Origin of the sequence: Balneatrix alpica DSM 16621, assembly GCF_000619885.1 — a bacterium.
In the GTDB taxonomy this organism is placed as follows: Bacteria; Pseudomonadota; Gammaproteobacteria; order Pseudomonadales; family Balneatricaceae; genus Balneatrix; species Balneatrix alpica.
Genome location: NZ_KK211039.1, coordinates 47,102 through 69,239 on the forward strand (window position 1 = coordinate 47,102; position 22,138 = coordinate 69,239).

At 52.8% G+C, this 22,138-nt stretch carries 20 protein-coding genes; 17 read left to right on the forward strand and 3 right to left on the reverse strand.

Translation table 11 applies throughout. The annotated features are described in order from the left end of the window. Window positions 1-111 precede the first annotated feature (111 nt). The 3 genes from rpsA (at window position 112) to phaR (ending at window position 3,349) form a co-directional block, all read left to right on the forward strand. Window positions 112-1,761, forward strand: a complete 1,650-nt coding sequence (gene rpsA, locus Q334_RS0109645; RefSeq protein ID WP_027313032.1) for a 30S ribosomal protein S1 — start codon at window positions 112-114, stop codon at window positions 1,759-1,761. A 71-nt stretch (window positions 1,762-1,832) separates the two neighbouring features. Beyond that, window positions 1,833-2,483: a hypothetical protein gene (locus Q334_RS0109650; RefSeq protein ID WP_027313033.1), complete on the forward strand. Its 651-nt coding sequence runs from the start codon at window positions 1,833-1,835 to the stop codon at window positions 2,481-2,483. Window positions 2,484-2,863: 380 nt separating this feature from the next. Further along, on the forward strand, window positions 2,864-3,349 hold the full coding sequence (gene phaR / locus Q334_RS0109655) for a polyhydroxyalkanoate synthesis repressor PhaR (RefSeq protein WP_027313034.1): 486 nt from the start codon (window positions 2,864-2,866) through the stop codon (window positions 3,347-3,349). Window positions 3,350-3,409: 60 nt separating this feature from the next. Here the strand turns inward: phaR and phaC are convergent, their stop codons facing one another. From phaC to Q334_RS0109670, 3 genes are all read right to left on the reverse strand, one after another. Further along, the gene (gene phaC / locus Q334_RS0109660; RefSeq protein WP_027313035.1) at window positions 3,410-4,480 is read right to left on the reverse strand and encodes a class III poly(R)-hydroxyalkanoic acid synthase subunit PhaC; all 1,071 of its coding nucleotides are present in this window, start codon (window positions 4,478-4,480) and stop codon (window positions 3,410-3,412) included. An 11-nt stretch (window positions 4,481-4,491) separates the two neighbouring features. Beyond that, window positions 4,492-5,568 (reverse strand): poly(R)-hydroxyalkanoic acid synthase subunit PhaE, encoded by a 1,077-nt coding sequence (locus Q334_RS0109665; protein WP_027313036.1) that lies wholly within the window; start codon window positions 5,566-5,568, stop codon window positions 4,492-4,494. A gap of 81 nt (window positions 5,569-5,649) precedes the next feature. After that, complete coding sequence (locus Q334_RS0109670; RefSeq protein WP_027313037.1) at window positions 5,650-6,546, reverse strand: LysR family transcriptional regulator; 897 nt, start codon at window positions 6,544-6,546, stop codon at window positions 5,650-5,652. A gap of 131 nt (window positions 6,547-6,677) precedes the next feature. On the opposite strand from Q334_RS0109670, the gene leuC reads away from it, so the two are divergent. The 14 genes from leuC (at window position 6,678) to Q334_RS0109740 (ending at window position 22,066) form a co-directional block, all read left to right on the forward strand. Next, window positions 6,678-8,102: a 3-isopropylmalate dehydratase large subunit gene (gene leuC, locus Q334_RS0109675; RefSeq protein WP_027313038.1), complete on the forward strand. Its 1,425-nt coding sequence runs from the start codon at window positions 6,678-6,680 to the stop codon at window positions 8,100-8,102. 11 nt (window positions 8,103-8,113) lie between these two features. Next, window positions 8,114-8,761 carry a 3-isopropylmalate dehydratase small subunit gene (gene leuD / locus Q334_RS0109680; RefSeq protein ID WP_027313039.1) on the forward strand — a complete coding sequence of 216 codons (648 nt, stop codon included), beginning with the start codon at window positions 8,114-8,116 and terminating at the stop codon, window positions 8,759-8,761. Window positions 8,762-8,838: 77 nt separating this feature from the next. Continuing rightward, on the forward strand, window positions 8,839-9,918 hold the full coding sequence (leuB, locus tag Q334_RS0109685) for a 3-isopropylmalate dehydrogenase (RefSeq protein ID WP_027313040.1): 1,080 nt from the start codon (window positions 8,839-8,841) through the stop codon (window positions 9,916-9,918). A 125-nt stretch (window positions 9,919-10,043) separates the two neighbouring features. Then, entirely contained in the window at window positions 10,044-11,156 is a 1,113-nt protein-coding gene (asd, locus tag Q334_RS0109690; protein ID WP_027313041.1) for an aspartate-semialdehyde dehydrogenase, read from the forward strand. Between the two features lie 109 nt (window positions 11,157-11,265). Beyond that, entirely contained in the window at window positions 11,266-12,309 is a 1,044-nt protein-coding gene (locus tag Q334_RS0109695) for an aspartate-semialdehyde dehydrogenase (protein ID WP_027313042.1), read from the forward strand. A 210-nt stretch (window positions 12,310-12,519) separates the two neighbouring features. After that, window positions 12,520-15,024: a FimV/HubP family polar landmark protein gene (locus Q334_RS0109700; protein ID WP_027313043.1), complete on the forward strand. Its 2,505-nt coding sequence runs from the start codon at window positions 12,520-12,522 to the stop codon at window positions 15,022-15,024. Window positions 15,025-15,032: 8 nt separating this feature from the next. Continuing rightward, complete coding sequence (truA, locus tag Q334_RS0109705; RefSeq protein WP_051527685.1) at window positions 15,033-15,872, forward strand: tRNA pseudouridine(38-40) synthase TruA; 840 nt, start codon at window positions 15,033-15,035, stop codon at window positions 15,870-15,872. A 73-nt stretch (window positions 15,873-15,945) separates the two neighbouring features. Beyond that, window positions 15,946-16,572 (forward strand): phosphoribosylanthranilate isomerase, encoded by a 627-nt coding sequence (locus tag Q334_RS0109710; RefSeq protein ID WP_027313045.1) that lies wholly within the window; start codon window positions 15,946-15,948, stop codon window positions 16,570-16,572. Then, entirely contained in the window at window positions 16,559-17,776 is a 1,218-nt protein-coding gene (gene trpB / locus Q334_RS0109715; RefSeq protein WP_370329267.1) for a tryptophan synthase subunit beta, read from the forward strand. Before Q334_RS0109710 ends, trpB begins: the two co-directional genes overlap by 14 nt. A 9-nt stretch (window positions 17,777-17,785) precedes the next feature. After that, window positions 17,786-18,589, forward strand: a complete 804-nt coding sequence (trpA, locus tag Q334_RS0109720) for a tryptophan synthase subunit alpha (RefSeq protein WP_027313047.1) — start codon at window positions 17,786-17,788, stop codon at window positions 18,587-18,589. Between the two features lie 99 nt (window positions 18,590-18,688). Then, window positions 18,689-19,567, forward strand: coding sequence for an acetyl-CoA carboxylase, carboxyltransferase subunit beta (accD, locus tag Q334_RS18660; RefSeq protein ID WP_035461287.1), 879 nt, complete (start codon window positions 18,689-18,691; stop codon window positions 19,565-19,567). 74 nt (window positions 19,568-19,641) lie between these two features. Beyond that, window positions 19,642-20,919, forward strand: coding sequence for a bifunctional tetrahydrofolate synthase/dihydrofolate synthase (folC, locus tag Q334_RS0109730; protein ID WP_027313048.1), 1,278 nt, complete (start codon window positions 19,642-19,644; stop codon window positions 20,917-20,919). Then, entirely contained in the window at window positions 20,912-21,514 is a 603-nt protein-coding gene (locus tag Q334_RS20000; RefSeq protein ID WP_051527688.1) for an SPOR domain-containing protein, read from the forward strand. Before folC ends, Q334_RS20000 begins: the two co-directional genes overlap by 8 nt. A gap of 57 nt (window positions 21,515-21,571) precedes the next feature. Further along, window positions 21,572-22,066 (forward strand): CvpA family protein, encoded by a 495-nt coding sequence (locus Q334_RS0109740; RefSeq protein WP_027313049.1) that lies wholly within the window; start codon window positions 21,572-21,574, stop codon window positions 22,064-22,066. Window positions 22,067-22,138 lie beyond the last annotated feature (72 nt).

Below are 22,138 nucleotides of genomic sequence, written 5' to 3' on the forward strand. Positions count from 1 at the left end.
GACGCCTTTTTACTTACCAGCGAGTCGAACCGGGATGAAAATCACAACCCCTGCTGTGCGCTGGATGGCAGGTTTGTTTGATCAGCTACTGATCACAACTCGGAAAACATCATGACTGAATCTTTTGCCGAACTCTTTGAAGCCTCCCTACAGGAACTGCAGATGCAACCCGGTGCTATCGTTACCGGTGAAATCGTTGCTATCGACAGTGACTGGGTGACTGTAAACGCTGGTTTGAAGTCTGAGTCCGTTATTGCCCGCAGCCAGTTCCTGAACGACAAAGGCGAGCTGGAAGTTAAAGTGGGCGACGAGATCAAGGTTGCACTTGAAGCCGTTGAAAACGGTTTTGGTGAGACCCGTCTGTCTCGTGAAAAAGCCAAGCGTGCGGAAGCCTGGTCTGTTCTGGAGAAGGCCTTTGAAGCTGACGAGCCTGTTAAAGGTATTATCAGCGGCAAGGTGAAGGGTGGCTTCACCGTCAGCATCATGAACATTCAGGGCTTCCTGCCTGGTTCTCTGGTAGATGTGCGCCCTGTTCGTGACGTTGATTACTTAGAAGGCAAAGAGCTGGACTTTAAACTGATCAAGCTGGATGCCAAGCGTAACAACATCGTGGTATCTCGCCGTGCTGTGCTGGAAGCAGCAAACAGTGCGCAGCGTGAAGAGCTGCTGGCTTCTCTGCAGGAAGGTCAGGTAGTAGAAGGTGTGGTGAAGAACCTGACCAACTACGGTGCCTTTATTGACCTGGGTGGTGTTGATGGTCTGTTGCACATCACTGACATGGCGTGGAAGCGTATTTCTCACCCCAGCGAAATGCTGAATCCTGGTGACGAAATCACTGTCAAGATCATCAAGTTTGACCGTGAGTCCGGTCGTCTGTCTCTGGGTCTGAAGCAGCTGAGCAACGATCCTTGGGACGATATCGAATCCCGTTATCCCTCCGGTGCCAAGGTTAAGGCCGTGGTAACTAACCTGACTGACTACGGTTGCTTCGCTGCGCTGGAAGAAGGTATTGAAGGTCTGGTGCACGTTTCTGAAATGTCCTGGACTAACAAAAACATCCACCCCTCCAAGGTTGTGCAGGTAGGTGATGATGTTGAAGTGATGGTGCTGGATATCGACACCGCTCGTCGTCGTATCTCTCTGGGTCTGAAGCAGTGCCAGGAAAACCCCTGGGTTCGTTTCGCTAACGAATTCAAGGCCGGTGACAAGGTACAGGGCAAGATCAAGACCATCACTGATTTCGGTGTGTTTGTTGGTCTGGATTGGGATCTGGATGGTCTGGTACACGTATCTGATCTGTCTTGGGATGCTGATAACGAAGCTCTGCTGCGCCAATTCAAGAAAGGCGATGAAGTAGAAGCTGTTATCCTGGCCGTTGATGCTGAGAAAGAGCGTATTTCTCTGGGTATCAAGCAGCTGGAAAGCGATCCTTTCTCTGCCTTCGTTGCCCAGAATGGCAAAAACACCAAGGTAACCGCTACCGTTAAGGAAGTGGGTGAGAAAGATGCCGTTCTGACGCTGATCGAAGGTGTTGAGGGTGTACTGAAAGGTGAAGCGGCTGACCTGACTGTCGGCCAGAGCCTGGAAGTTCTGATCACCAACGTGGACCGCAAGTCTCGTGTAATCAGCCTGTCTGTGAAAGCGCTGGAAGCTGCTGAAGAGCGTGCTGCCATGCGTGAGATCCGTAACCAGGAAGTGGAGACCTCTGGTCCTACCACCATCGGTGATCTGATCAAGCAACAAATGGCTAACCAGGGTTAATTAACCCTAGGTTGGGGGAGGCCGCCTGAGGGCGGCCTTCTTGCGTTTTAACTAAGCGAATCTGTGATGTTATGAATCTGGATGCGACTACCCGTAACGCGCTTGTTAATGCCTTCTGGACCCAGGTGCAAAACACCATTAGCTGGGTGACAGAACGAGCAGGGTCCGTGCATGTGCATGTGGAAGATATCCTGCTTGGTTACGAGCGTTTGCTAAAGCAGATTGATGAGAATTTAACCCTGCAGGTTGGGAGGGCGCATGCCCAGGCACCTGTGGAGTTGGTAATCGGTTGTGATGGTTATGCAGAATCCATCGCTAGTGTCATGAGTCTAGTGCAGGCTGCTCCTTCGATGCAGGGAGTGCACATTCGGGCATTTCATGAGCGCCTGGATGAGGTGCCTGGAGTGGTGGAAACGCTTGATGAAGAGCCGCTGGCATTGTCAACGCTCTGGTTCCATCTCAGCCGTACCGATGAGTTGCATTTAAGTATTTTCCTGGAGGAGTTCCAGGGCTTGGAAAGTGATACTCGTGTTGAAGCGGTGATGTACTATTTGGACGCTTTAATTGGTGAGTTTGATTTGATGACTCGTGTGGCGACGCTGAATTGGTATGTGTTGCCAGAAGATCCGCTGGATTTTGGGTTGAAGCCGTTATCTGAGCTGCGCACAGAGTTTGATCGTATTCGTGCGAGCGTTCGCCCCTTAGGTGTGGTACTGCACTAAAGTAAGCGGTTAGGGTAGGTAGTTAAGCGGTGTAAGATTAGAAAAAAGCGGCGCCTGAATCAGGGGCCGCTTTTTATTTTCGATTGTGCCGGTTTAGTTGTTGGAAAGCACATAGATGCTTTCGCTGTCGTCATCTTCGTGACGGTAGGCTTGTGTCGTCATGGGTCACCTCGTTCCATGGTGTCTAGTAAGAGTGCTCACGTATTATACAAAAGTCTAATGAGCGCCTCTAACCGTTATCGGCGTTTGTGTAACTTTTTTTATATTTATTTATTATAAGAAAAGAATAGTTATTTCATTTTTGCATGTGCGTTATGTAAAGCCGTCTTAGCTTGGCTATAATCAGGCCAGTTTGCCCGTTCTGAATCGTGAAGGTGAATATGCGAGTATTGCGTAAATATACCAACCGCCGTCTCTATGATACCTCCCGTAGCTGCTATATCACCTTGGAGGATGTAAAACAGCTGGTGCTGAATAATGAGCCGTTTAAGGTTGAGGATTCGAAAACCGGGCAGGATCTTACTCGCAATATTTTGTTGCAGATTATTAGTGAACAAGAAGGGCAGAGTGGTAGCGCGTTGCTGACCAATCAGGTGTTGCAGCAGTTAATCCGTTTTTATGGGGATAACATGCAGGGTTTGATGGCGCAGTATTTGGAACACAGTATTGGTGCTTTTCTTGAGCAGCAGGAGCGTATTCGTGAGCAGATGGAAACCATGATGGCAGCAGCCAATCCGCTCACGATGATTAATCGTATCGCAGACCAGAATATGGCGATGTGGAATATGTTCTCTCAGGGCTTTGACCGTAAAGGGAAAGAGGCGGAAGAAAGCAATGAGAGCGAGAGAAAAGAGAAGGATAAGTAAGTTTTTATTGCGATGCCGCATTGCAAAGCCCCCTCAAGTGAGGGGGCTTTGTTTTATGGGTTACTCGCGAGCTTTTAGCCAGTTGGCGAGTTGAGGGGGAACCTCTCGCTGGGCGCGCCCGCTGACAAAAATGCCAATGTGACCCGCTTTAAAGGCGTATTCCTCATAGTCTTGGCTACCAATAACCTGTTTGAGTGCCTTTGAGGCAGAAGGGGGGACGAGGTGATCTTGGGTAGCGTACACATTCAGTACAGGTTGCTGAATATTGCTGAGTAACACCGGTTGGTTGCCAATGGTAATCTCGCCTTTTACCAGTTTGTTCTGCTGGAAAAAGTCTTTGATAAATTGGCGAAAGGCTTCACCTGCTTGATCCGGGCTGTCATAGATCCACTTTTCCATGCGTAGGAAGTTCAGAGCTTTGTCTTTGTCGGCAAGATGAGCTGGCATGCCTAGATTTTTTTGAATGCCTAAGCGCATTGGCATCAGTGAATTGTAAGCATCATTAAGGACGGCCCCTGGAATGTTGCCATAGGTGTCAACAGCGAGGTCGGTGTCTACTTCTCGGGCGAGGTGTGACAGCAGATTGTCTTCGGTATGGAAGTCTACCGGTGTCACCATGGTAATCAGGTTCTTAACTTTATGCGGGTGTAGTGCGGTGTAACAGAGGCTGAGAGTGCCGCCTTGGCATATGCCCAATAAGTTAACCTGTTCGCTGCCTGCGTGCTGGCTGCAGGCATCAACACAGGAGTCAATATAGTCATTGATGTAGTCGTCTAGGTCGACATAGCGATCAGCCGGGTCGGGATAACCCCAGTCAATTAAGTAGACGCTTTGGCCCTGTTCTAGTAAGCCGCGAACCAGTGAGCGGTCTGCTTGCAAGTCAATCATGTAGTAGCGATTTACCAAGGCATACACGATTAACAAGGGTGTCTGCTTATTGCTTGGTTGATCCGTGAGGGGAAGATAGCGGTACAGGCGTAACTTATCTGCCTGGTACACCAGCTCTTTAGGGGTCTGGTCAACGTCTATGTCGTTGATTTGTTGTAGTGTCTGGAAACTGTTGACCAGCTTGCTACTGAAGTCGCTCAGCTCTTCTGCTAAGCGTTGAGGGTTGAGATTTAAACCTTTCATCTTTTACCTCCTCAAGCCTTATCACTGGTGGTTTTACGGCTACGGCTTGGGGCTTTCGTGGTACTGGATCGAGTGTTGCTGTTTTGCCGGCGAGAGGGGCGTTTGCTCGCAGTGCTGTTGCTGCTGGTTGGTTTAGCACTGACGGCTTCTGGCTGTGCCTGATTTGGAGCTTGGCTTTGCTCGCTTAGCTGTTGTTGCAAACTGGCCATTTGCTGCTTAAGCGCCTGCATGTCTTTTTCCATTCGCTTGAGCTGCTTGCGTGCTTCATGCTGGCGCTTGAGTGCTGTATTCATCTCTACCCGAGTAGGCATGCCAAGCTGCTTGGCTTGTAGGTCACGCATATCCAGGGCGTATTTGCGCAGGGCCATAAAGGCATTGGAGATGCGGCCATGGGCTTGTCGGTATTCAAGGGTGAATACCAGCCTCTGGTAGCAACTCTCATAGGCATCTACCCATAGGTCATGTAGTTCTCCGAGGGTATTGACTTGGCTGCTGCCATCGCGCAGGCGTTCCAGCATGAGTTTACTGGTGTCGAGCTGGATGCTGGAGTAGAGCTCCAGGTAACGGCTAAGGGCTTCCTGATATTCCAACCAGAGCTTGCCGCCTTCCTGTAGACGCTCCTGTAATTCTCGATTACTGCCGAGAGTCGGGATGTCCAGGTGGTTCTTGATAGCATTGATAAAAGCATTATCGAACAGCAGGTCATCCTGAAAACTATGGGTTTTAAACAGGGCGGAGAACTGTTCCGGTAGGCTGAACTCTTTCAGGGCAAAATTGATGGCTTGTTTTTGGACTTCATTGATAAAGAAGTTAAATAGCTGAGTCTGGCCTTCTGTTCCTTGGAAATTGCTCCAGTTCTTCAGCAGCGTTTCGCCAAGCTGAGTAAACCAGTCAGCTTGCAGGCTGCTTTGCTGAAACAGATTTTGGCTTTGTGGGTCCAGGTGTTGGCTGGCAAACTTTTGCCAGTTGCTGAACAGGCCCTGCCAGGGATTCTGGGGTAGGGTATCGATCCCTTGGCCGAGGGCTTGCCAGTACTCTTGCTGCAGCTTGAGCCACTGATCCAGGCCAAAGGGTAGTGTGGACTCCATTACTGCACCTCCTCATTGCATTGGCTGGGGAAGTCTTGGGCCTACCGCATGCTTGCCCTGACTCTTGAGCCAGTATAGCGCTCATGTTGCATTGCACAAGTGGCGATCCTGATGCTGCTTAATCAGTCGAATAAAGGCTTGAGCGGCACTGGATTGACTGCGCTCCTGATGGCGAATATAGCCTAGTTCTCGGCTGAGGGGCGGGTCGAGTAGGGGCAGTAGCTGGAGTCCCTGGCAAAGGGTAGCGGGGAGCAGGCTCCAACCAAGACCTATTTCCACCATCATGCGCAGGGTGTCGAGGTTATTGGTATGAAGACCTAGCTGCAGTTGCAGTCCACGTTGTTGAAACAGACGTTCCAATAAGAGACGGGTAAAGGTGCCGCTATCGGGCAGGATTGCATCATATTGACAGAGCTGTTGCAGGCTTTGGCAACCTGCAGCAGGGTGATCACTGGCGCTGACGAAGTGCAGTTGATCTTGCCATACAGGGGTGCTGAGCAAACGTGGATCAGGGTCGGGGGCCAGGGTGATAATGCCGATTTCCACTTGGCCTTGGAGAACTTGCTCATAGACTTTCTCTGACTCGCCAAACTGCAATTGCAGTTTGACCTCGGGATAACTGTGGCTAAAGGCTTTTAATAGAGGGGGTAAGCGGTGTAAGCCAATGTGGTGGCTGGTGGCAAGGTGTAAGTTGCCTTTTACTTCGACGTTTAAATTGTCCAGCTCCCGTCGAGTGTCTTCCATCAAATTGAGTAGGGTCTGGCTGCGCTGATAGAGTAGTCGGCCAGCCTGAGTAAGGCTGATCTGCCGGCCAATACGGTCAAACAGACGATGACCTAATTGTTCCTCCAGCGTGGAGATGCGTTTACTGATAGCAGGCTGGGTGAGAAATAATTGCTCGGCAGCGAGGGAAAATGAACCCTGATCCGCCACGGCAATAAAGGCAATCAGTGCCTGGGGGTCAAATGTATTCCCCATTGGAATGCTCCGAATAAAAAATATGAATTTGTTTTATTCTAGCGGCGGCTCTAGGATAAAAGCCACAATAAATGAACGCCCTTTTCTTTCCTGTAACGGGCGTCAACCTTGATTAGCATGAGGACCTTCTGATGGCTGGCAAGACGCTTTATGACAAGCTCTGGGATGCCCATTTGGTGCGCCAGAATGATGATGGCAGCGCCCTGATTTACATTGATCGTCACCTGCTCCATGAAGTGACCTCTCCCCAGGCATTTGAGGGCTTGCGTCTGGCTGGGCGTCAGCCATGGCGTCTGGAAGCTAACCTGGCAACACCGGACCATAACGTGCCGACGACAGTCTTGGAGCGTCGCTCTGGTATTGACGGCATAGCCGATCCGGTGTCCAAAACCCAGGTACAAACCCTGGATCAAAACTGTGATGCCTTTGGTATTCGTGAATTCAAAATGGGTGATAAGCGCCAGGGGATCGTCCATGTCGTGGGGCCTGAGCAGGGGGCGACGCTGCCAGGTATGACGGTAGTCTGTGGCGATAGCCATACCTCCACCCATGGTGCCTTTGGTGCCCTGGCCCATGGTATCGGTACCTCTGAAGTTGAGCATGTCTTAGCGACCCAGTGTTTGGTGGCTAAGAAAATGAAAAACATGCTGATCCGGGTTGACGGTCAGTTAGGGTCAGGGGTGACCGCGAAAGATGTGGTGCTCTACATCATTGGTCAGATCGGTACTGCTGGCGGCACAGGCTATGCGATTGAGTTTGCCGGTGAGGCCATCCGCAGCCTGTCAATGGAAGGGCGGATGACAATCTGCAATATGGCGATTGAAGCCGGTGCCCGTGCAGGCATGGTGGCGGTGGATGAAATTACCCTGGATTACGTCAAGGGTCGGCCGTTTGCCCCGCAGGGTGCTGCCTGGGAGCAGGCGGTGCAAGCCTGGCGTGAGTTGCATTCCGATGCAGATGCACACTTTGATCGAGTAGTGGAGCTGCGTGCAGAGGATATTGAGCCCCAGGTCACCTGGGGAACCTCACCTGAGATGGTGGTGGCCGTGAGCAGTCGGGTGCCGGACCCTGTCGCGGAGCAAGATGGTGTGAAGCGTCTGGGTATTGAGCGGGCGTTGAAGTATATGGGTTTAAGTGCCAATCAAGCGATTACTGAGATTCAGCTGGATCGTGTCTTTATTGGTTCCTGCACCAATTCGCGGATTGAAGATCTGCGAGAGGCGGCGGCTGTGGTAAAAGGCCGCAAGGTGGCGGCCAGCCTGAAGCAAGCACTGGTGGTGCCTGGTTCTGGCTTGGTAAAAGAGCAGGCTGAAGCAGAGGGCCTGGATAAGATTTTTATCGAGGCTGGGATGGAATGGCGTGAGCCCGGTTGCTCCATGTGTTTGGCGATGAATGCCGATAAGCTGGGAGCGGGTGAGCACTGCGCCTCCACCTCTAACCGTAACTTTGAAGGCCGTCAGGGTTTTGGTGGGCGTACCCACTTGGTTAGCCCGGCAATGGCTGCTGCTGCTGCTATCGCTGGTCACTTCGTTGATGTCCGTGATTGGCTCAAATAAGGAGAAGCAACATGAAAGCCTTCCGCATTCACCAGGGTCTGGTTGCCCCCTTGGATCGAGCCAATGTCGATACTGACATGATCATTCCCAAGCAATTCCTGAAGTCCATCAAGCGCACTGGTTTTGGCAAAAACCTGTTTGATGAGCTGCGTTACCTTGATGAGGGGCAGCCGGATCAAGATTGTAGTGGCCGTCCGATTAATCCGGACTTTGTGTTGAATCAGCCGCGTTATCAGGGCGCCTCCATCTTGCTGGCACGGGAAAACTTTGGTTGTGGTTCAAGCCGCGAACATGCTCCTTGGGCGCTGGATGATTACGGTTTTCGCGCGGTGATTGCGCCGAGCTTTGCCGATATCTTCTTTAATAACTGCTTTAAGAATGGCTTGCTGCCGATTATTCTGCCCGCTGAGCAGGTGGATTACTTGTTCCGTGCGGTGGAAGCTGAACCCGGTTATCAGATAGTGATTGACCTGGAGCAACAGCAGGTCCAGTTAGCGGATGGCCAGGCCTTTGCTTTTGAGGTGGATGGCTTTCGCCGCCATTGCCTGCTCAATGGCTTGGATGAAATTGGCTTGACCTTAGAGCATGGGGATGACATCCGTGCCTATGAAGCCAAGCGTCGTGAACAAGCCCCCTGGTTATTTACGACTACCCCCTAAACCTGTGATCGGCCCTCTTGTGGGGCATCAATACGGAGGCGCAGCCCACTGCGCCCCATAGCAAACGGATTCTGAACATGAGCAAACGTATTCTGATTCTGCCGGGTGACGGTATTGGCCCTGAGATTATGGCTGAGGCGGTCAAGGTGCTGGAGGTTGTCAATCAGCGTTTCGATCTTAACCTGAGCTTGGAACAGGCTTTGGTGGGTGGTGCTGCTATTGATGCGACCGGCGTGCCACTGCCTGAAGAAACCCTGGCCCAGGCGAAAGCTGCGGATGCCGTGTTGCTTGGTGCGGTGGGTGGCCCCAAGTGGGATAAGCTGGAGATGGCGATTCGTCCTGAGAAAGGACTGTTAGGGTTGCGCTCAAACCTGACGCTGTTCGCTAACCTGCGTCCGGCGATTCTGTATCCCCAGTTGGCTGATGCCTCCAGTCTTAAAGCAGAAATTGTCTCTGGTTTGGATATTTTGATCGTGCGTGAACTGACCGGTGGCATTTACTTCGGTAAGCCGCGTGGGGTGCGCACCCTGGAGAATGGAGAGCGCGAAGGCTTTAACACCTACGTTTACTCCGAGTCGGAAATTCGCCGTATTGGTCGTGTGGCGTTCGAGTTGGCACGGCAGCGCCAGGGGCGGGTCTGCTCCGTTGATAAAGCCAACGTACTGGAAGTGACGGTACTGTGGCGTGAAGTGATGGATGAACTGAGCAAAGAGTATCCGGATGTGCAGTTGTCCCATATGTATGTCGACAATGCCGCCATGCAGCTGGTGAAAGCACCTAAGCAGTTTGATGTGCTGGTGACCGGTAATATGTTTGGTGATATTTTGTCTGACGAAGCTGCCATGTTGACCGGTTCTATTGGCATGTTGCCTTCGGCTTCTTTGGATGCCAACGGCAAGGGCATGTATGAACCCTGTCATGGCAGTGCGCCCGATATTGCCGGGCAGGGTATTGCTAACCCCTTGGCCACCATTTTGTCTGCCGCCATGATGCTGCGCTACACCTTTAAGCAAGAGGCAGCGGCCATCGCCATTGAGCAGGCGGTCAGTAAGGTGTTGGATCAGGGACTGCGTACAGCGGATATCTGGTCTGAGGGAATGCAAAAGGTCGGAACTGCTGCCATGGGTGCGGCAGTGGTGGCAGCACTTGACTCTTAACCAGGGTTGAAAGAGAGCAACACTTTCATCTACTGGGCAAGGAGCAATGGGGGAGGTTGATCAACCTCCCCAGTAAAACGAGGGAGCTCAGCTCCCCTAAACTGTGAGAACAATTGAGAATGTCCATGAAGCGTGTAGGTATGATCGGATGGCGGGGCATGGTTGGCTCCGTGCTCATGCAGCGTATGCTGGAAGAGCGTGACTTTGACCTGATTGAGCCGGTGTTTTTCACCACCTCTCAGATTGGTCAGCAGGGTCCCACGATTGGTAAAGACATTCCTACGCTGAAAGATGCTTACAGCATTGATGAACTCAAAACCATGGACATTATCATCACCTGTCAGGGTGGTGATTACACCAATGATGTTTTCCCCAGACTGCGTCAGGCGGGCTGGCAAGGCTACTGGATTGATGCGGCGTCTGCCCTGCGGATGGCGGATGACAGTGTCATTATTCTTGATCCGGTTAACAAAAACGTCATTAAGGATGCACTGCATCAGGGCGTGAAAAACTATGTGGGCGGTAACTGCACGGTCAGCCTGATGCTGATGGCGCTGGGCGGCTTGTTTGAAAAAGGTCTGGTGGAGTGGATGACTGCCATGACCTATCAGGCGGCTTCCGGTGCCGGTGCGCAGAACATGCGTGAGCTGCTCAAGCAGATGGGCGCTGCTAATCAGCACGTTGCTGCTGAGCTGGCAACTCCCTCCAGTGCTATCTTGGATATTGATCGTAAAGTGGCGGATCTGCTGCGCTCCGATACCTATCCCACAGAAAACTTTGGTGTGCCCTTGGCGGGTAGCCTGATTCCGTGGATTGATAAAGAGCTGGAAAGTGGACAATCCAAGGAAGAGTGGAAGGGCCAGGTGGAAACCAATAAGATCCTCGGTCGTAGTGGTAACCCCATTCCGGTAGACGGTATCTGTGTGCGTATCGGTGCGATGCGGTGCCATAGCCAGGCCCTGACAATCAAACTGAATAAAGATGTGCCGCTGGCGGATATTGAAGGTCTGCTGGCGCAGCACAATGACTGGGTGAAGGTGGTGCCTAATCATCGTGAAGTGAGCATGAAAGAGCTGACCCCCGCAGCGGTGACCGGCACCCTGAGCGTGCCCGTTGGGCGTTTGCGCAAGCTGAATATGGGGCCTCAGTATCTGGGGGCGTTCACTGTCGGTGATCAACTCCTATGGGGGGCGGCGGAACCGCTGCGTCGGATGCTACGCATCCTGCTGGAAGACTAAGCATCCCCCTGCCTTCTCAAGCCCGGCTCTGCCGGGCTTGTTATTTGGCTCGCTTGTCTGGCTGCGCTGAAACCGCTAAAGTGCCGCCCTGCTGTGAATGAGGTGCCTAATGAGCAAGACTTACAATGTGGCGGTGGTTGGTGCCACCGGTGCAGTCGGGGAAACCCTGATTGAAATTCTGGAACAGCGTCAGTTTCCAGTAAAACAACTCTTTTTGCTCGCCAGTGAGCGCTCTGCCGGTAAGGTGATTTATTTCCAGGAGCGTTCGGTCAAGATTCAGTTGCTGGATAACTTTGACTTTAGCCAGGTGGATATTGCTTTCTTTATGGCCAGTGGTGAGCTGGCCAAGGCTTATGCCCCTAAAGCGGCTGCGGCAGGTGCGGTAGTGATCGATAATTCCAGCGCGTTTCGTTATGAGCAGGATGTGCCCCTCGTGGTAGCAGAAGTGAATCCTGAGGCGGTTGCAGGCTACAGAGCGCGTAATCTGATTGCTAATCCCAATTGCTCAACTATTCAGATGCTGGTGGCGCTGAAGCCTATTCACGATGAGGCTGGGGTGGAGCGGATCAATGTCGCCACCTATCAGGCCGTATCCGGCAGCGGTCGTGAGGCCGTTGAGGAACTGGCCAAGCAAACCATTCATATGATGAGTGGTAAAGGCCGGGAAGATGCGGAATGTGAAGTTTATCCGAAGAGCATCGCTTTTAACGTGTTGCCCCAAATCGATGTGTTTGAGGATAACGGCTATACCCGTGAAGAGATGAAGATGGTGCGGGAAACCCGCAAAATTTTAGGGGACGAGCATATTCTGGTAAATCCGACCTGCGTCAGGGTGCCGGTATTCTTCGGCCACTCAGAAGCGGTGCATCTGGAAACCCGTGAGCCTATTAGCGTTGAGCGTGTACAGCAATTGTTAGCCAAGGCGCCTGGGGTCAAGTTGCTGGATGAGCGTAAGGCTGGGGGATATCCCACTCCGGCGGGCGAGGCGGCCGGTAATGATTGGGTTTGGGTTGGGCGTGTGCGTAAGGATATTTCCTGGGAAAACGGGCTAAATCTGTGGGTTGTGGCGGATAACGTGCGTAAGGGCGCGGCGACTAACTCGGTACAGATTGCCGAAATCCTAGTTCGTGACTATCTCAATCAACAGAACTAAGTCTTAGTCGACAGAATTAAGCTCGTTCTGAGGGCGCAGGCAGGCGTTAGACATGGCGTCAGTCTGCGCATATACTCCTCAGCATCAAAAAATGAATGCCTGATAACTCAAGGACATAGCCTGCAAAGGGAACGACTTAGGCGAGCCTGCAGCCAGGTCGAAAGCCTGACTTATGTCTTGGTGGTGATAATAAGAGGGTAAGGATGTCGAATGCTGCGTAAGCTTGCCACTAGCCTCCTGATGGTAGGTGCCTTGCACACCACCTCTGCCTGGGGTCTCGCATTGGGTGAGGCATCCATCGGCTCCTTTCTCAATGAACCCTTGAATGCTGAACTGCCCTTATTGGACACCCAAGGGGTGCGTTTGGGGCAGGTACGTGTTCGTTTGGCGGACAACCAAGCCTTCAAACTAGCCGGGGTTGAGCCTTCATCATTACTCAATGCCTTGCGCTTCCAAGTTGCCACACGCAATGGCCAGCCCCTGGTTCAAGTCACTAGTAATACACCCATTGATCAACCCTATTTGAACTTCTTGGTTGAGGTGAGTTGGCCTCAAGGCAAGTTAGTGCGCGAGTACACGCTTTTTCTCGATCCTCCTGTGCCAGTAGTGCAATTAGTGGGGGCTGAGGTGAATGGTGTCCGGGTGCAGGCTCCTTCAGGATTTACCACCCCTGACCAACCCTTTAGCGGTGGCAGTATTCAACGTTTGGATAACAGTGCCCCCGCCATACCTGTACCCGTGGAGTCCGCCAAGGCATCGGAGCCCCAGGCCGGTAAAACCTCGGTAGTGAAAGGGAAAAAAGTAAAGGTCGGGCGCAAAGATACCCTGTGGGATATTGCAGTGCGGACTCGTCCTACTAAAAAGGTCAGTCCGCAACAGGTGATGTTGGCGTACCAGCGGGTTAATCCAACGGCCTTTGTCGATGGCAATATTAATCGCCTAAAGCAGGGAGTGAGCTTGCAGGTTCCTGCCCTGGCAGAGATTGAAAAGCTAAGTTTTCAAGAAGCGGTGCAGGAAGTTGCTCGGCAGAATCGCCTCTGGAAAAGTGGTGGGGCTGCTAAAGCGGAGCCAGCTAAGGCACCAACGCTAAAGTCAGAGCCCGCCAAAGCTGAGCCAGCTAAAGCCAATGCCAAGGAAGAAGGTCAGTTACGGGTAATGGCACCCGCCAAGGAGGAGGCAGGGGAAAACGGTGAGCTTAAACAAAAGTATGAAGACTTAGAGCATAAGCTATCTCTGGCGCAAGAAGGTTTGGATCGCTCTGAGCGAGAAAACGCTGAGTTGAAGAGTCGTTTAGATGCGTTAGAGCAACAGTTGGAAACCTTACAGAAACTGCTGACTTTGAAAGATGAGCAGTTGGCTGTACTGGAGCAGGAAGCGGCTAAGGCGCGTCAGTCCGAACAAGAGGCTGTGCAAGACAATATTCAATTAGCGCAACAGCTGGAAGAGGCTAAAAAGCAGTTGGCGGCCCAGCAAATGCAACCTGCTATGCCTGCTGCCGATGAAAACATGCCAGCAGAAGATGAACAAAGCATTGAACAGTGGTTAGAACAGATTCCACCGATGTATTGGATTGCTGGCGCGGGGACCTTAGTGGCGCTGTTGGTGGGGACACTGTTGTTGATGCGCCGTCGTAACAGTTCGGCAGAAGATATTCATGAGCGTATTCGCCAGGAGCTCCAGTCGCAGTTAAGTCAGCAACCCAGTGCCGCTGCTCCTGCAGCAACTGCAGCAGTAGCAGGTGCGGCGGTGGGAGCCGCCGCTGCCACTGCCATGGCTGAGCCGGTACAGGATGACAATATTCCTGAATTGGATCCGCTTGAGGGCTTTGACGAATTGCTCAGTGATGAGCTTGATCTGGATATGGTCACCGATGAAGACGATCCATTTAATCAAGCCGAAGAAGATGATCTGACTGGGCCGACGTTGGTTGATGAAGTACAGGATCAGCCAGAAGAGATTAACCTTGATTTAGATTTAGACGCCTCGCTAGAGGATGACGATCAGCCCAGTAAGGCGGCGGATGAAGTCGATGATGTGCAGGTCGGAGAGTTTGACCTGGATGAGTTGACTCAGGATATCGAGCTGGATGTCAGTGATAGTCCGGGCGATGATGAAGAGGCTTTTGTCCAGTCGTTGTTAAATGAGAATGAGCAGGCGGCGGTTGAAGAAGCGGATCAGGAAAGTGACTTTGACCTGGATGCGCTAATGGAAGAAGAACCTCTGCCGAACCTGGCTGAGGAAGGTGAACCAGAAAGCGCTGAAGACTCCGATGCGCAGGCGGATATCGATTCTCTATTGAATGACACCCTAGGCGAAGATGAACAAGACTTCGACCTGGATGAGATGTTGGAGACAGAGCCGTCTGCCGACCCATTGGATGAGCTGGTGGCTGAGAGTGATGATGACGTACTGGTAGAAGACGAGCCGGTGGTGGCTGAGGAAGATAACGATGCCATTAGCTCGCTAGACCAGGAGTTGGATGCACTGTTGGCGGAAGCAGATCAGGATGGATTTGTCGAAGAAGAGTCCCTGGGTGAGGAAGACTTTACTTTCCTCTCGGGGGCTGATGAGGTGGCCACCAAGCTAGACTTGGCCCGCGCCTATATCGACATGGAAGATGCCGATGGCGCACGGGATATTCTTGATGAGGTGCTGCAAGAAGGCACCGATGCCCAGAAACAGGAAGCGGAAGAGTTACTTGCCGCGATTGCGTGATAGTTTCCATGAGTGTTGAAGACTTAACTTCAGGGGCTGTAAAGCCCCTGATGCGTGTTGCTTTGGGTGTTGAGTACGATGGTAGTCAGTTTCATGGTTGGCAAGCGCAGAAGTTTGCCGTTGCCAGCGTGCAGGCAGAGTTAGAGGCAGCCTTAAGTAAGGTGGCGGCTGAGCCTATCAGTGTGATCTGTGCAGGGCGTACCGATACAGGGGTGCATGCCAGCGAGCAAGTAGTGCATTTTGATACCCATGTCACGCGGGATATGCGAGCCTGGATTTTGGGTACTAACTCCAATCTTAGTCGCCATGTCAGCGTGCGTTGGGCCACGCCAGTATCGATGGATTTCCACGCCCGCTTTTCTGCTGTTGAGCGTCAATATCGCTATGTGATTTATAACCACTCAGTTCAGCCAGCGCTGTTTAATCGTCATCTGACCTGGACTCATAAACCGCTCAATGTTGAGCGCATGCAGCAGGCAGCAAACTATTTACTTGGTACCCATGACTTCACCTCTTATCGAGCGGTGCAGTGTCAGGCGAAAAGCCCGGTTCGCACCCTGCACGAGCTGAGTGTACAGCGCTTTGGTGATTACATCGTGCTGAATGTCCGTGCCAATGCTTTTCTCCATCATATGGTGCGCAACTTGGCGGGAGTGCTGATGAAAATCGGTGCCGGTGAAGCTGAGCCAACTTGGGCACGAGAGGTTTTGCAGGCGCGGGATCGGCGCCTGGGAGGGGTGACTGCACCTCCCTTTGGTTTGTACCTGGTGCGAGCGGGTTATCCGGAACACTTCCTGTTGCCACAGGAGGCGCCAGGACCCAGCTTTATCAAGGCGTTGATGGGCTGACGCCTGCTGTGCCTTTTGTTAAGATCGGCCTGCATTGTCGGGCCGGTTTGCCAGTCAAATAGGAGAGGCAGGGGTGAGAACCCGAGTCAAAATTTGTGGAATTTGCCATATAGAGGATGCGCAAGCCGCTATCGCCGCTGGGGCGGATGCCTTGGGTTGGGTGTTTTATCCTCCTAGCAAAAGGGCTGTCTCCCTGGAGCAGGCCGCCGCTATGACCGTCTTGCTACCGCCTTTTGTGGAGCGGGTAGGGTTGTTCGTCGATGACGAACGCCAACGGGTTGAGCAGATCATCCAACGGGTGTCGTTAAGCTTGCTGCAGTTTCATGGTGATGAAAGCCCGGAGTACTGTGAAAGCTTTTCCCTGCCGTACATTAAGGCAATCCGCATGCGCCCAGGAATCAACCTGGCTGCAGAGGCACAGCGTTATCAGTCGGCGCGGGCATTGCTAGTCGATACCTACCAGCCGGGTGTGCCTGGTGGTACGGGTCAAGTCTTTGATTGGCAGTCTTTGCCGGCTCAATTCAGCAAGCCTTTGATCTTGGCGGGTGGCCTGACGGCCAGTAATGTAGCCCAGGCCATTACGCAAGTTCGCCCCTATGCAGTGGATGTGAGTGGTGGAGTTGAGGCGCAACCTGGGCAAAAAGATGCCAGTTTAATTTCCGCATTTATGCAAGAGGTGGGTCGTGGTGACGCAAGTTGATTGGAAAAACCTGGTGCAGTTGCCGGATGAGCGTGGTCACTTTGGCCCCTACGGCGGCCGTTTTGTTTCCGAAACCCTGATGGCGGCACTGGATCAGCTCGCTGATACCTATCGTGGTGTCTGGCAGGATCCCGAGTTTGTGGCTGAGTTCGACCGCGATCTTAAGCACTATGTTGGCCGTCCTTCTCCGCTGTATCACGCCGAGCGTTTATCACGTGAGATTGGCGGAGCGCAGATTTATCTCAAGCGCGAAGACTTGAACCACACCGGTGCCCATAAGGTAAACAACACCATCGGTCAGGCGTTGCTGGCAAAACGTATTGGCAAGCCCCGCGTGATTGCCGAGACGGGGGCCGGTCAGCACGGAGTGGCATCCGCCACCGTAGCAGCACGCCTTGGTTTGGAGTGTGTGGTGTACATGGGTGAGGAGGACATCCGTCGTCAGGCCTTGAATGTGTACCGCATGAAGTTGCTGGGGGCTACGGTTGTGCCTGTGACTTCGGGCACTCGCACGCTGAAAGATGCCTTGAACGAGGCGATGCGTGATTGGGTGACCAACGTAGACTCAACCTTCTACATTATAGGCACCGCTGCAGGTCCCCATCCTTATCCGCAGATGGTGCGTGACTTCCAAGCGGTGATTGGCCGTGAAGCGCGTGAGCAGTGTCTGGAAATGACCGGACGTTTGCCTGATGCAGTAGTGGCCTGTGTCGGTGGTGGCTCGAATGCCATTGGCCTGTTCTATCCCTTTATTGAAGATGCCGAAGTGCAGATGGTTGGGGTGGAAGCTGGTGGCCATGGTCTGCACACGGGTCAGCATGCGGCTCCTCTGACCGCTGGACGTCCAGGCGTGTTGCATGGCAACCGCACCTATTTGATGGCGGACGATGCAGGCCAGATTCTGGGCACTCATTCCGTTTCTGCCGGTTTGGATTACCCCGGAGTAGGTCCTGAGCATGCTTACCTGAAAGATACTGGCCGAGCCCAATATGTGGCAGCTACCGATGATGAAGCCATGCATGCCTTCCGTACCCTGACCCGAGTGGAAGGTATTATGCCTGCGCTTGAGTCCAGTCATGCGGTTGCTCATGCGATGAAGATGGCTGCCAGTATGAAGCCGGAACAAATTATCGTGGTTAACCTTTCTGGTCGTGGCGATAAAGACATCCATACCGTGGCCGCCATTGATGGTCTTGAACTTTAAGGAGCTGCCATGAGTCGTATTCAAGCGTGTTTTGCAGGCCTGGCTGACCAGGGTAAAAAAGCCTTGATTCCCTATATCACTGCGGGGGATGGTGGTCAGGCACTTACCGTGCCCCTGATGCATAAGCTGGTGGAGTCTGGCGCAGATTTAATTGAATTGGGGGTGCCTTTCTCGGATCCGATGGCCGATGGCCCTGTGATTCAACTGGCCTGTGAGCGTGCCTTAGCAGCGGGTACGCGCCTGGTGGATGTGTTGGCGATGGTGAGTGAATTTCGTCAGCGTGACCAGCAGACCCCGGTGGTGCTGATGGGCTACCTTAATCCCATTGAAATGATGGGCTATGAGAAATTTGCCGAGCAGGCCTGTCAAGCTGGGGTGGATGGCGTGCTGCTGGTGGATATGCCACCGGAAGAGGCGGGGGATTACCCGGCACTATTTAGAGGTAAGGGGCTGGACGTGATTTTCCTGCTGGCACCTACCAGTAGTGTTGAGCGGATTAAAGCGATTGGTGAGGCGGGTTCTGGCTATGTCTATTACGTCTCCCTGAAAGGGGTGACGGGTTCGGCGACTTTGAACACCCAAGAAGTGGCTGAGCGTGTGGCTTTGATTCGCCAGTATGTGCAGACTCCTGTAGGGGTGGGCTTCGGTATTCGTGATCCTCAGTCTGCCCGGGCGGTGTCAGAGGTAGCGGATGGGGTGATTGTGGGGAGTGTGCTGGTCAATAAGATGGCGCAATTACAACAGCAGCCCGAGCAGCTGTTAGCGGAAGTTCCTGCTATCATAGCGGCCATGCGTGACGCACTAGATCAATAATGGGTGTGTCGGCTTGTTCAGCGAGGCTGAGCAGGCACAACCTTAGATAAGAAAGCTGAGTAAAAGTCTGCTACTGCGTGTAGTGGACCTGGAGAGACCATGAGTAACTGGCTAGAGAAAATTGTTCCTTCTCTCGTACGAGTGCAGCGCAAGAGCGCTCAAGCTAGCAGCGTGCCTGAGGGCTTGTGGAAGAAGTGTCCGAAATGCGAAGCGGTACTCTATCGTCCTGAGCTGGATAAAAACCTGGATGTGTGCCCCAAGTGTGACCATCACATGCGGGTTAGTGCACGTCGTCGTCTGGATATTTTCTTGGATGCGGAAGGCCGTCAGGAAGTCGGTGCCGATGTGGAGCCAGTGGATCGTCTCAAATTTAAAGACTCCAAGCGCTATAAAGAGCGTTTAGCTGCTGCACAAAAAGATACCAATGAAAAAGATGCCTTGATCGCTATGAAAGGCACCTTGGACGGCATGCCGCTGGTTGCTGTTGCCTTTGAATTTAATTTTATGGGCGGCTCCATGGGTGCGGTTGTCGGTGAGCGTTTTGTACGGGCGGTGAATGTGTGCCTGGAACAGCGTATTCCTTTGGTTTGCTTTGCGGCCTCCGGTGGTGCGCGGATGCAGGAAGCGCTGTTTTCGCTGATGCAGATGGCTAAAACCAGTGCGGCGTTGGAAAAAATGAAAATGCAGGGGATTCCCTTCATTTCGGTGCTGACTGATCCCGTGTTTGGTGGTGTGTCTGCCAGTTTGGCGATGTTGGGTGATGTCAATGTGGCCGAACCCAATGCTTTGATCGGCTTTGCTGGCCCCCGGGTTATCGAGCAAACCGTACGGGAAAAATTGCCTGAAGGCTTCCAGCGTAGTGAGTTCCTGCTGGAGCACGGGGCGATTGATATGATCATCCATCGCAAGCAAATGCGTGGAAAAGTGGGTGGTTTGTTGCGTAAGTTCAGTCACTTGCCGGCAGCCAATGCTGTCTGAGTCTGACAAGTCAGTATGAAGTTACTAAAGCCGGCCTGGAGCCGGCTTTATCTTGTAAGTGGGGTAGAGATCAGGTGCGGACGCTAGATCAATGGCTCAGTTGGATGGAGCAACAACATCCGCAGCAAATCGAGCTGGGTTTGGAGCGGGTTGGCCAGGTATGGCAGGCGCTAGGGCAGCCTCAATTAGCTCGTCGAGTGGTGACTGTTGGCGGCACCAATGGTAAAGGCTCCACCCTGACGTACCTCAGCCAATTGGGGATGGCCGCTGGCTGGAAAGTGGGCTGTTACACCTCGCCGCATTTTTTACGTTACAACGAGCGCGTTTGTGTGCAGGGGCAGATGGTGACCGACCAGCAGCTCTGTGATGCTTTTGCCCAGGTAGAGCAGGCTCGTCAGCAGCTCGCTGTACCGCCTGCGCTGACCTATTTTGAGTTCGGCACCCTGGCGGCTTTTTTGATTCTGGCTGAGGCGCAGCTGGATTTGGTGGTGTTAGAAGTAGGGTTGGGTGGACGTCTTGATGCGGTTAACCTGATTGATGCCGATGTCGCCATCATCACTTCGATCGACTTGGATCACACTGACTGGTTGGGGCCGGATCGCTATAGCATCGGTCGGGAAAAAGCCGGTATTTTTCGCCCTGGGCGCTATGCCCTCTGTGCCGATCCAGAACCCCCTCTGAGTGTAGTGGAACAAGCCGAGCGGCTCGGTAGCCAATTGCTGCAAATTAATCAGCAATTTGGTTTGCGTGAACAGGAAGATGGCAGCTGGCTCGCTTATGGGGTGGATGTACAGGGAAGGAGTTGGCAGTTAACTGGGTTGCAGGAACCACGTTTACCGTTACGCAATATGGCGCCGGCCTTACAAGCGGCGGTTTTATTGCAGATGCCCGGGCTTAGTCAATTTGCTGCCGGTGTGTTGGCGGAAGCCAGCCTAACGGGGCGTTTTCAGAGTCTGCATTGGCAGGGACGTGAATGGCTGTTGGATGTGGCCCATAACCCGGAAGCTGCGCGTCATTTGGCCACTTGGTTGGCTCGACATCCCGTTGCAGGTAAACATCTTGCTCTGTGTGGGATGCTTAAGGATAAGGATGCTGAGCCTGTGCTTCAGGCATTGGCGCCTCAGGTACAAGCCTGGTGCTGGCTGGACTTGCCGGGACCTCGGGGTCAGACCGGGCAGGAGTTGTCTGCTAAGTTGGCAGTGGAAGCCCCTCAGGGCTATGCCAATTCCATCGGGCAGGCGGTGCAGTGGTTACTGCAGCATTCCAGTGAACAAGACCGCATTCTGGTATTTGGTTCTTTCTTGACGGTGAGTGCTTTCTTGGCCCATTACCAGGAGGAAGCGCATGTCTGAGCGTAATCGTTATCGCATTGCCGGAGCCTTTGTTTTGGCCCTTATCCTGACCGCCTTTGGCTGGGCTTTTTGGGATGGGGCGGGGGTGCCAAGTTTGCCGGTTGTGGCCCAGGCCGGTATTCCTCCGCGTCCTCCGGCACCGGTATTGCAAAATTACCCGCCACAACAGCCAGTATTGCCGCTGCAAACTGAGGTGGCACCGGTGGTTAATCAGGCGGCACAAATGCAAGCCACTGAAGTGGCTCCGCCCCCGACTGCAGCGGCTCAGCCGGCGAAGCCAATAACCAAAAACGAAGTAAAAGCCGCTGCTAAGCCAGTGGCTCCCCCCGAGGTACAGTTTGATCAACAGGGTGTACCTGCGGCCTGGTCATTGCAGCTAGCCAGTTTTAAGGATGAGGCGAATGCTAAGCGTTTGCACCAGCAGGTGCAGGGTAAAGGCCATAAGGCTTACCTGATTCAAGAGGGGGGATTGCATAAAGTGCTGATCGGCCCGGAGCTGGATAAAGCGAGAATGGAACGATTAAAAGCAGAGATCAAAACGCAGTTTGGTTTGGCGGCAATGGTCGTGCGTTATCAGTTACCTGGGGCGAAATAGGGTTAGCAGTAAGGAAGGCTTCTGCTAGAATGCGCTCGCATTTGTGAGGAACTATGCATGAATTGGGCCGATTGGGTGATTTTAGCGATTATTGTCATTTCAGGACTCATTAGCCTGCGCCGGGGGTTTATCCGTGAAGCGCTGTCGCTGGTGACCTGGGTATTGGCCTTCATCGTTGCCCGTCTGTTTACCGATCAATTGACTGTATTGCTGACGTCTTATATCCAAACTCCTTCATTGAGGGTGGCTGCGGCCTTTGTTGGACTGTTTGTCGCTACCCTGATTTTGGGCTCGCTGATCAGTTTCGTTTTTGCCGAATTGGTGAAGGCGACGGGTTTGAGTGGCACGGATCGGGTATTGGGTATGGCATTTGGCGTTGCTCGTGGTTGTGTGTTGGTAGTGGTCTGTGTGGCGCTACTGTCTTACACCCCGGTGGTGAATGATGTCTGGTGGCAGAACTCCCAGTTAATTCCCGAATTCAAAATGATGGAAAGCTGGTCACTCGCCTTGTTGAAGGACGTATCCGGCGCCATCTTGTCTGTAGGTGGATAGTTTGTTGCAAGGAAAGGCTGCATATGCAGCCTTTCCTATTGGTGCACGCCAATGAAGTCACTGAGGTACTAA

What these genes read in the sequence shown, in the direction of transcription:
- rpsA (WP_027313032.1), top strand. Translation starts at nt 112, where the DNA reads ATGACTGAATCTTTTGCCGAACTCTTTGAAGCCTCCCTACAGGAACTG.
- Q334_RS0109650 (WP_027313033.1), top strand. Translation starts at nt 1,833, where the DNA reads ATGAATCTGGATGCGACTACCCGTAACGCGCTTGTTAATGCCTTCTGG.
- phaR (WP_027313034.1), top strand. Translation starts at nt 2,864, where the DNA reads ATGCGAGTATTGCGTAAATATACCAACCGCCGTCTCTATGATACCTCC.
- phaC (WP_027313035.1), bottom strand. Translation starts at nt 4,480, where the DNA reads ATGAAAGGTTTAAATCTCAACCCTCAACGCTTAGCAGAAGAGCTGAGC.
- Q334_RS0109665 (WP_027313036.1), bottom strand. Translation starts at nt 5,568, where the DNA reads ATGGAGTCCACACTACCCTTTGGCCTGGATCAGTGGCTCAAGCTGCAG.
- Q334_RS0109670 (WP_027313037.1), bottom strand. Translation starts at nt 6,546, where the DNA reads ATGGGGAATACATTTGACCCCCAGGCACTGATTGCCTTTATTGCCGTG.
- leuC (WP_027313038.1), top strand. Translation starts at nt 6,678, where the DNA reads ATGGCTGGCAAGACGCTTTATGACAAGCTCTGGGATGCCCATTTGGTG.
- leuD (WP_027313039.1), top strand. Translation starts at nt 8,114, where the DNA reads ATGAAAGCCTTCCGCATTCACCAGGGTCTGGTTGCCCCCTTGGATCGA.
- leuB (WP_027313040.1), top strand. Translation starts at nt 8,839, where the DNA reads ATGAGCAAACGTATTCTGATTCTGCCGGGTGACGGTATTGGCCCTGAG.
- asd (WP_027313041.1), top strand. Translation starts at nt 10,044, where the DNA reads ATGAAGCGTGTAGGTATGATCGGATGGCGGGGCATGGTTGGCTCCGTG.
- Q334_RS0109695 (WP_027313042.1), top strand. Translation starts at nt 11,266, where the DNA reads ATGAGCAAGACTTACAATGTGGCGGTGGTTGGTGCCACCGGTGCAGTC.
- Q334_RS0109700 (WP_027313043.1), top strand. Translation starts at nt 12,520, where the DNA reads ATGCTGCGTAAGCTTGCCACTAGCCTCCTGATGGTAGGTGCCTTGCAC.
- truA (WP_051527685.1), top strand. Translation starts at nt 15,033, where the DNA reads ATGAGTGTTGAAGACTTAACTTCAGGGGCTGTAAAGCCCCTGATGCGT.
- trpA (WP_027313047.1), top strand. Translation starts at nt 17,786, where the DNA reads ATGAGTCGTATTCAAGCGTGTTTTGCAGGCCTGGCTGACCAGGGTAAA.
- accD (WP_035461287.1), top strand. Translation starts at nt 18,689, where the DNA reads ATGAGTAACTGGCTAGAGAAAATTGTTCCTTCTCTCGTACGAGTGCAG.
- Q334_RS20000 (WP_051527688.1), top strand. Translation starts at nt 20,912, where the DNA reads ATGTCTGAGCGTAATCGTTATCGCATTGCCGGAGCCTTTGTTTTGGCC.
- Q334_RS0109740 (WP_027313049.1), top strand. Translation starts at nt 21,572, where the DNA reads ATGAATTGGGCCGATTGGGTGATTTTAGCGATTATTGTCATTTCAGGA.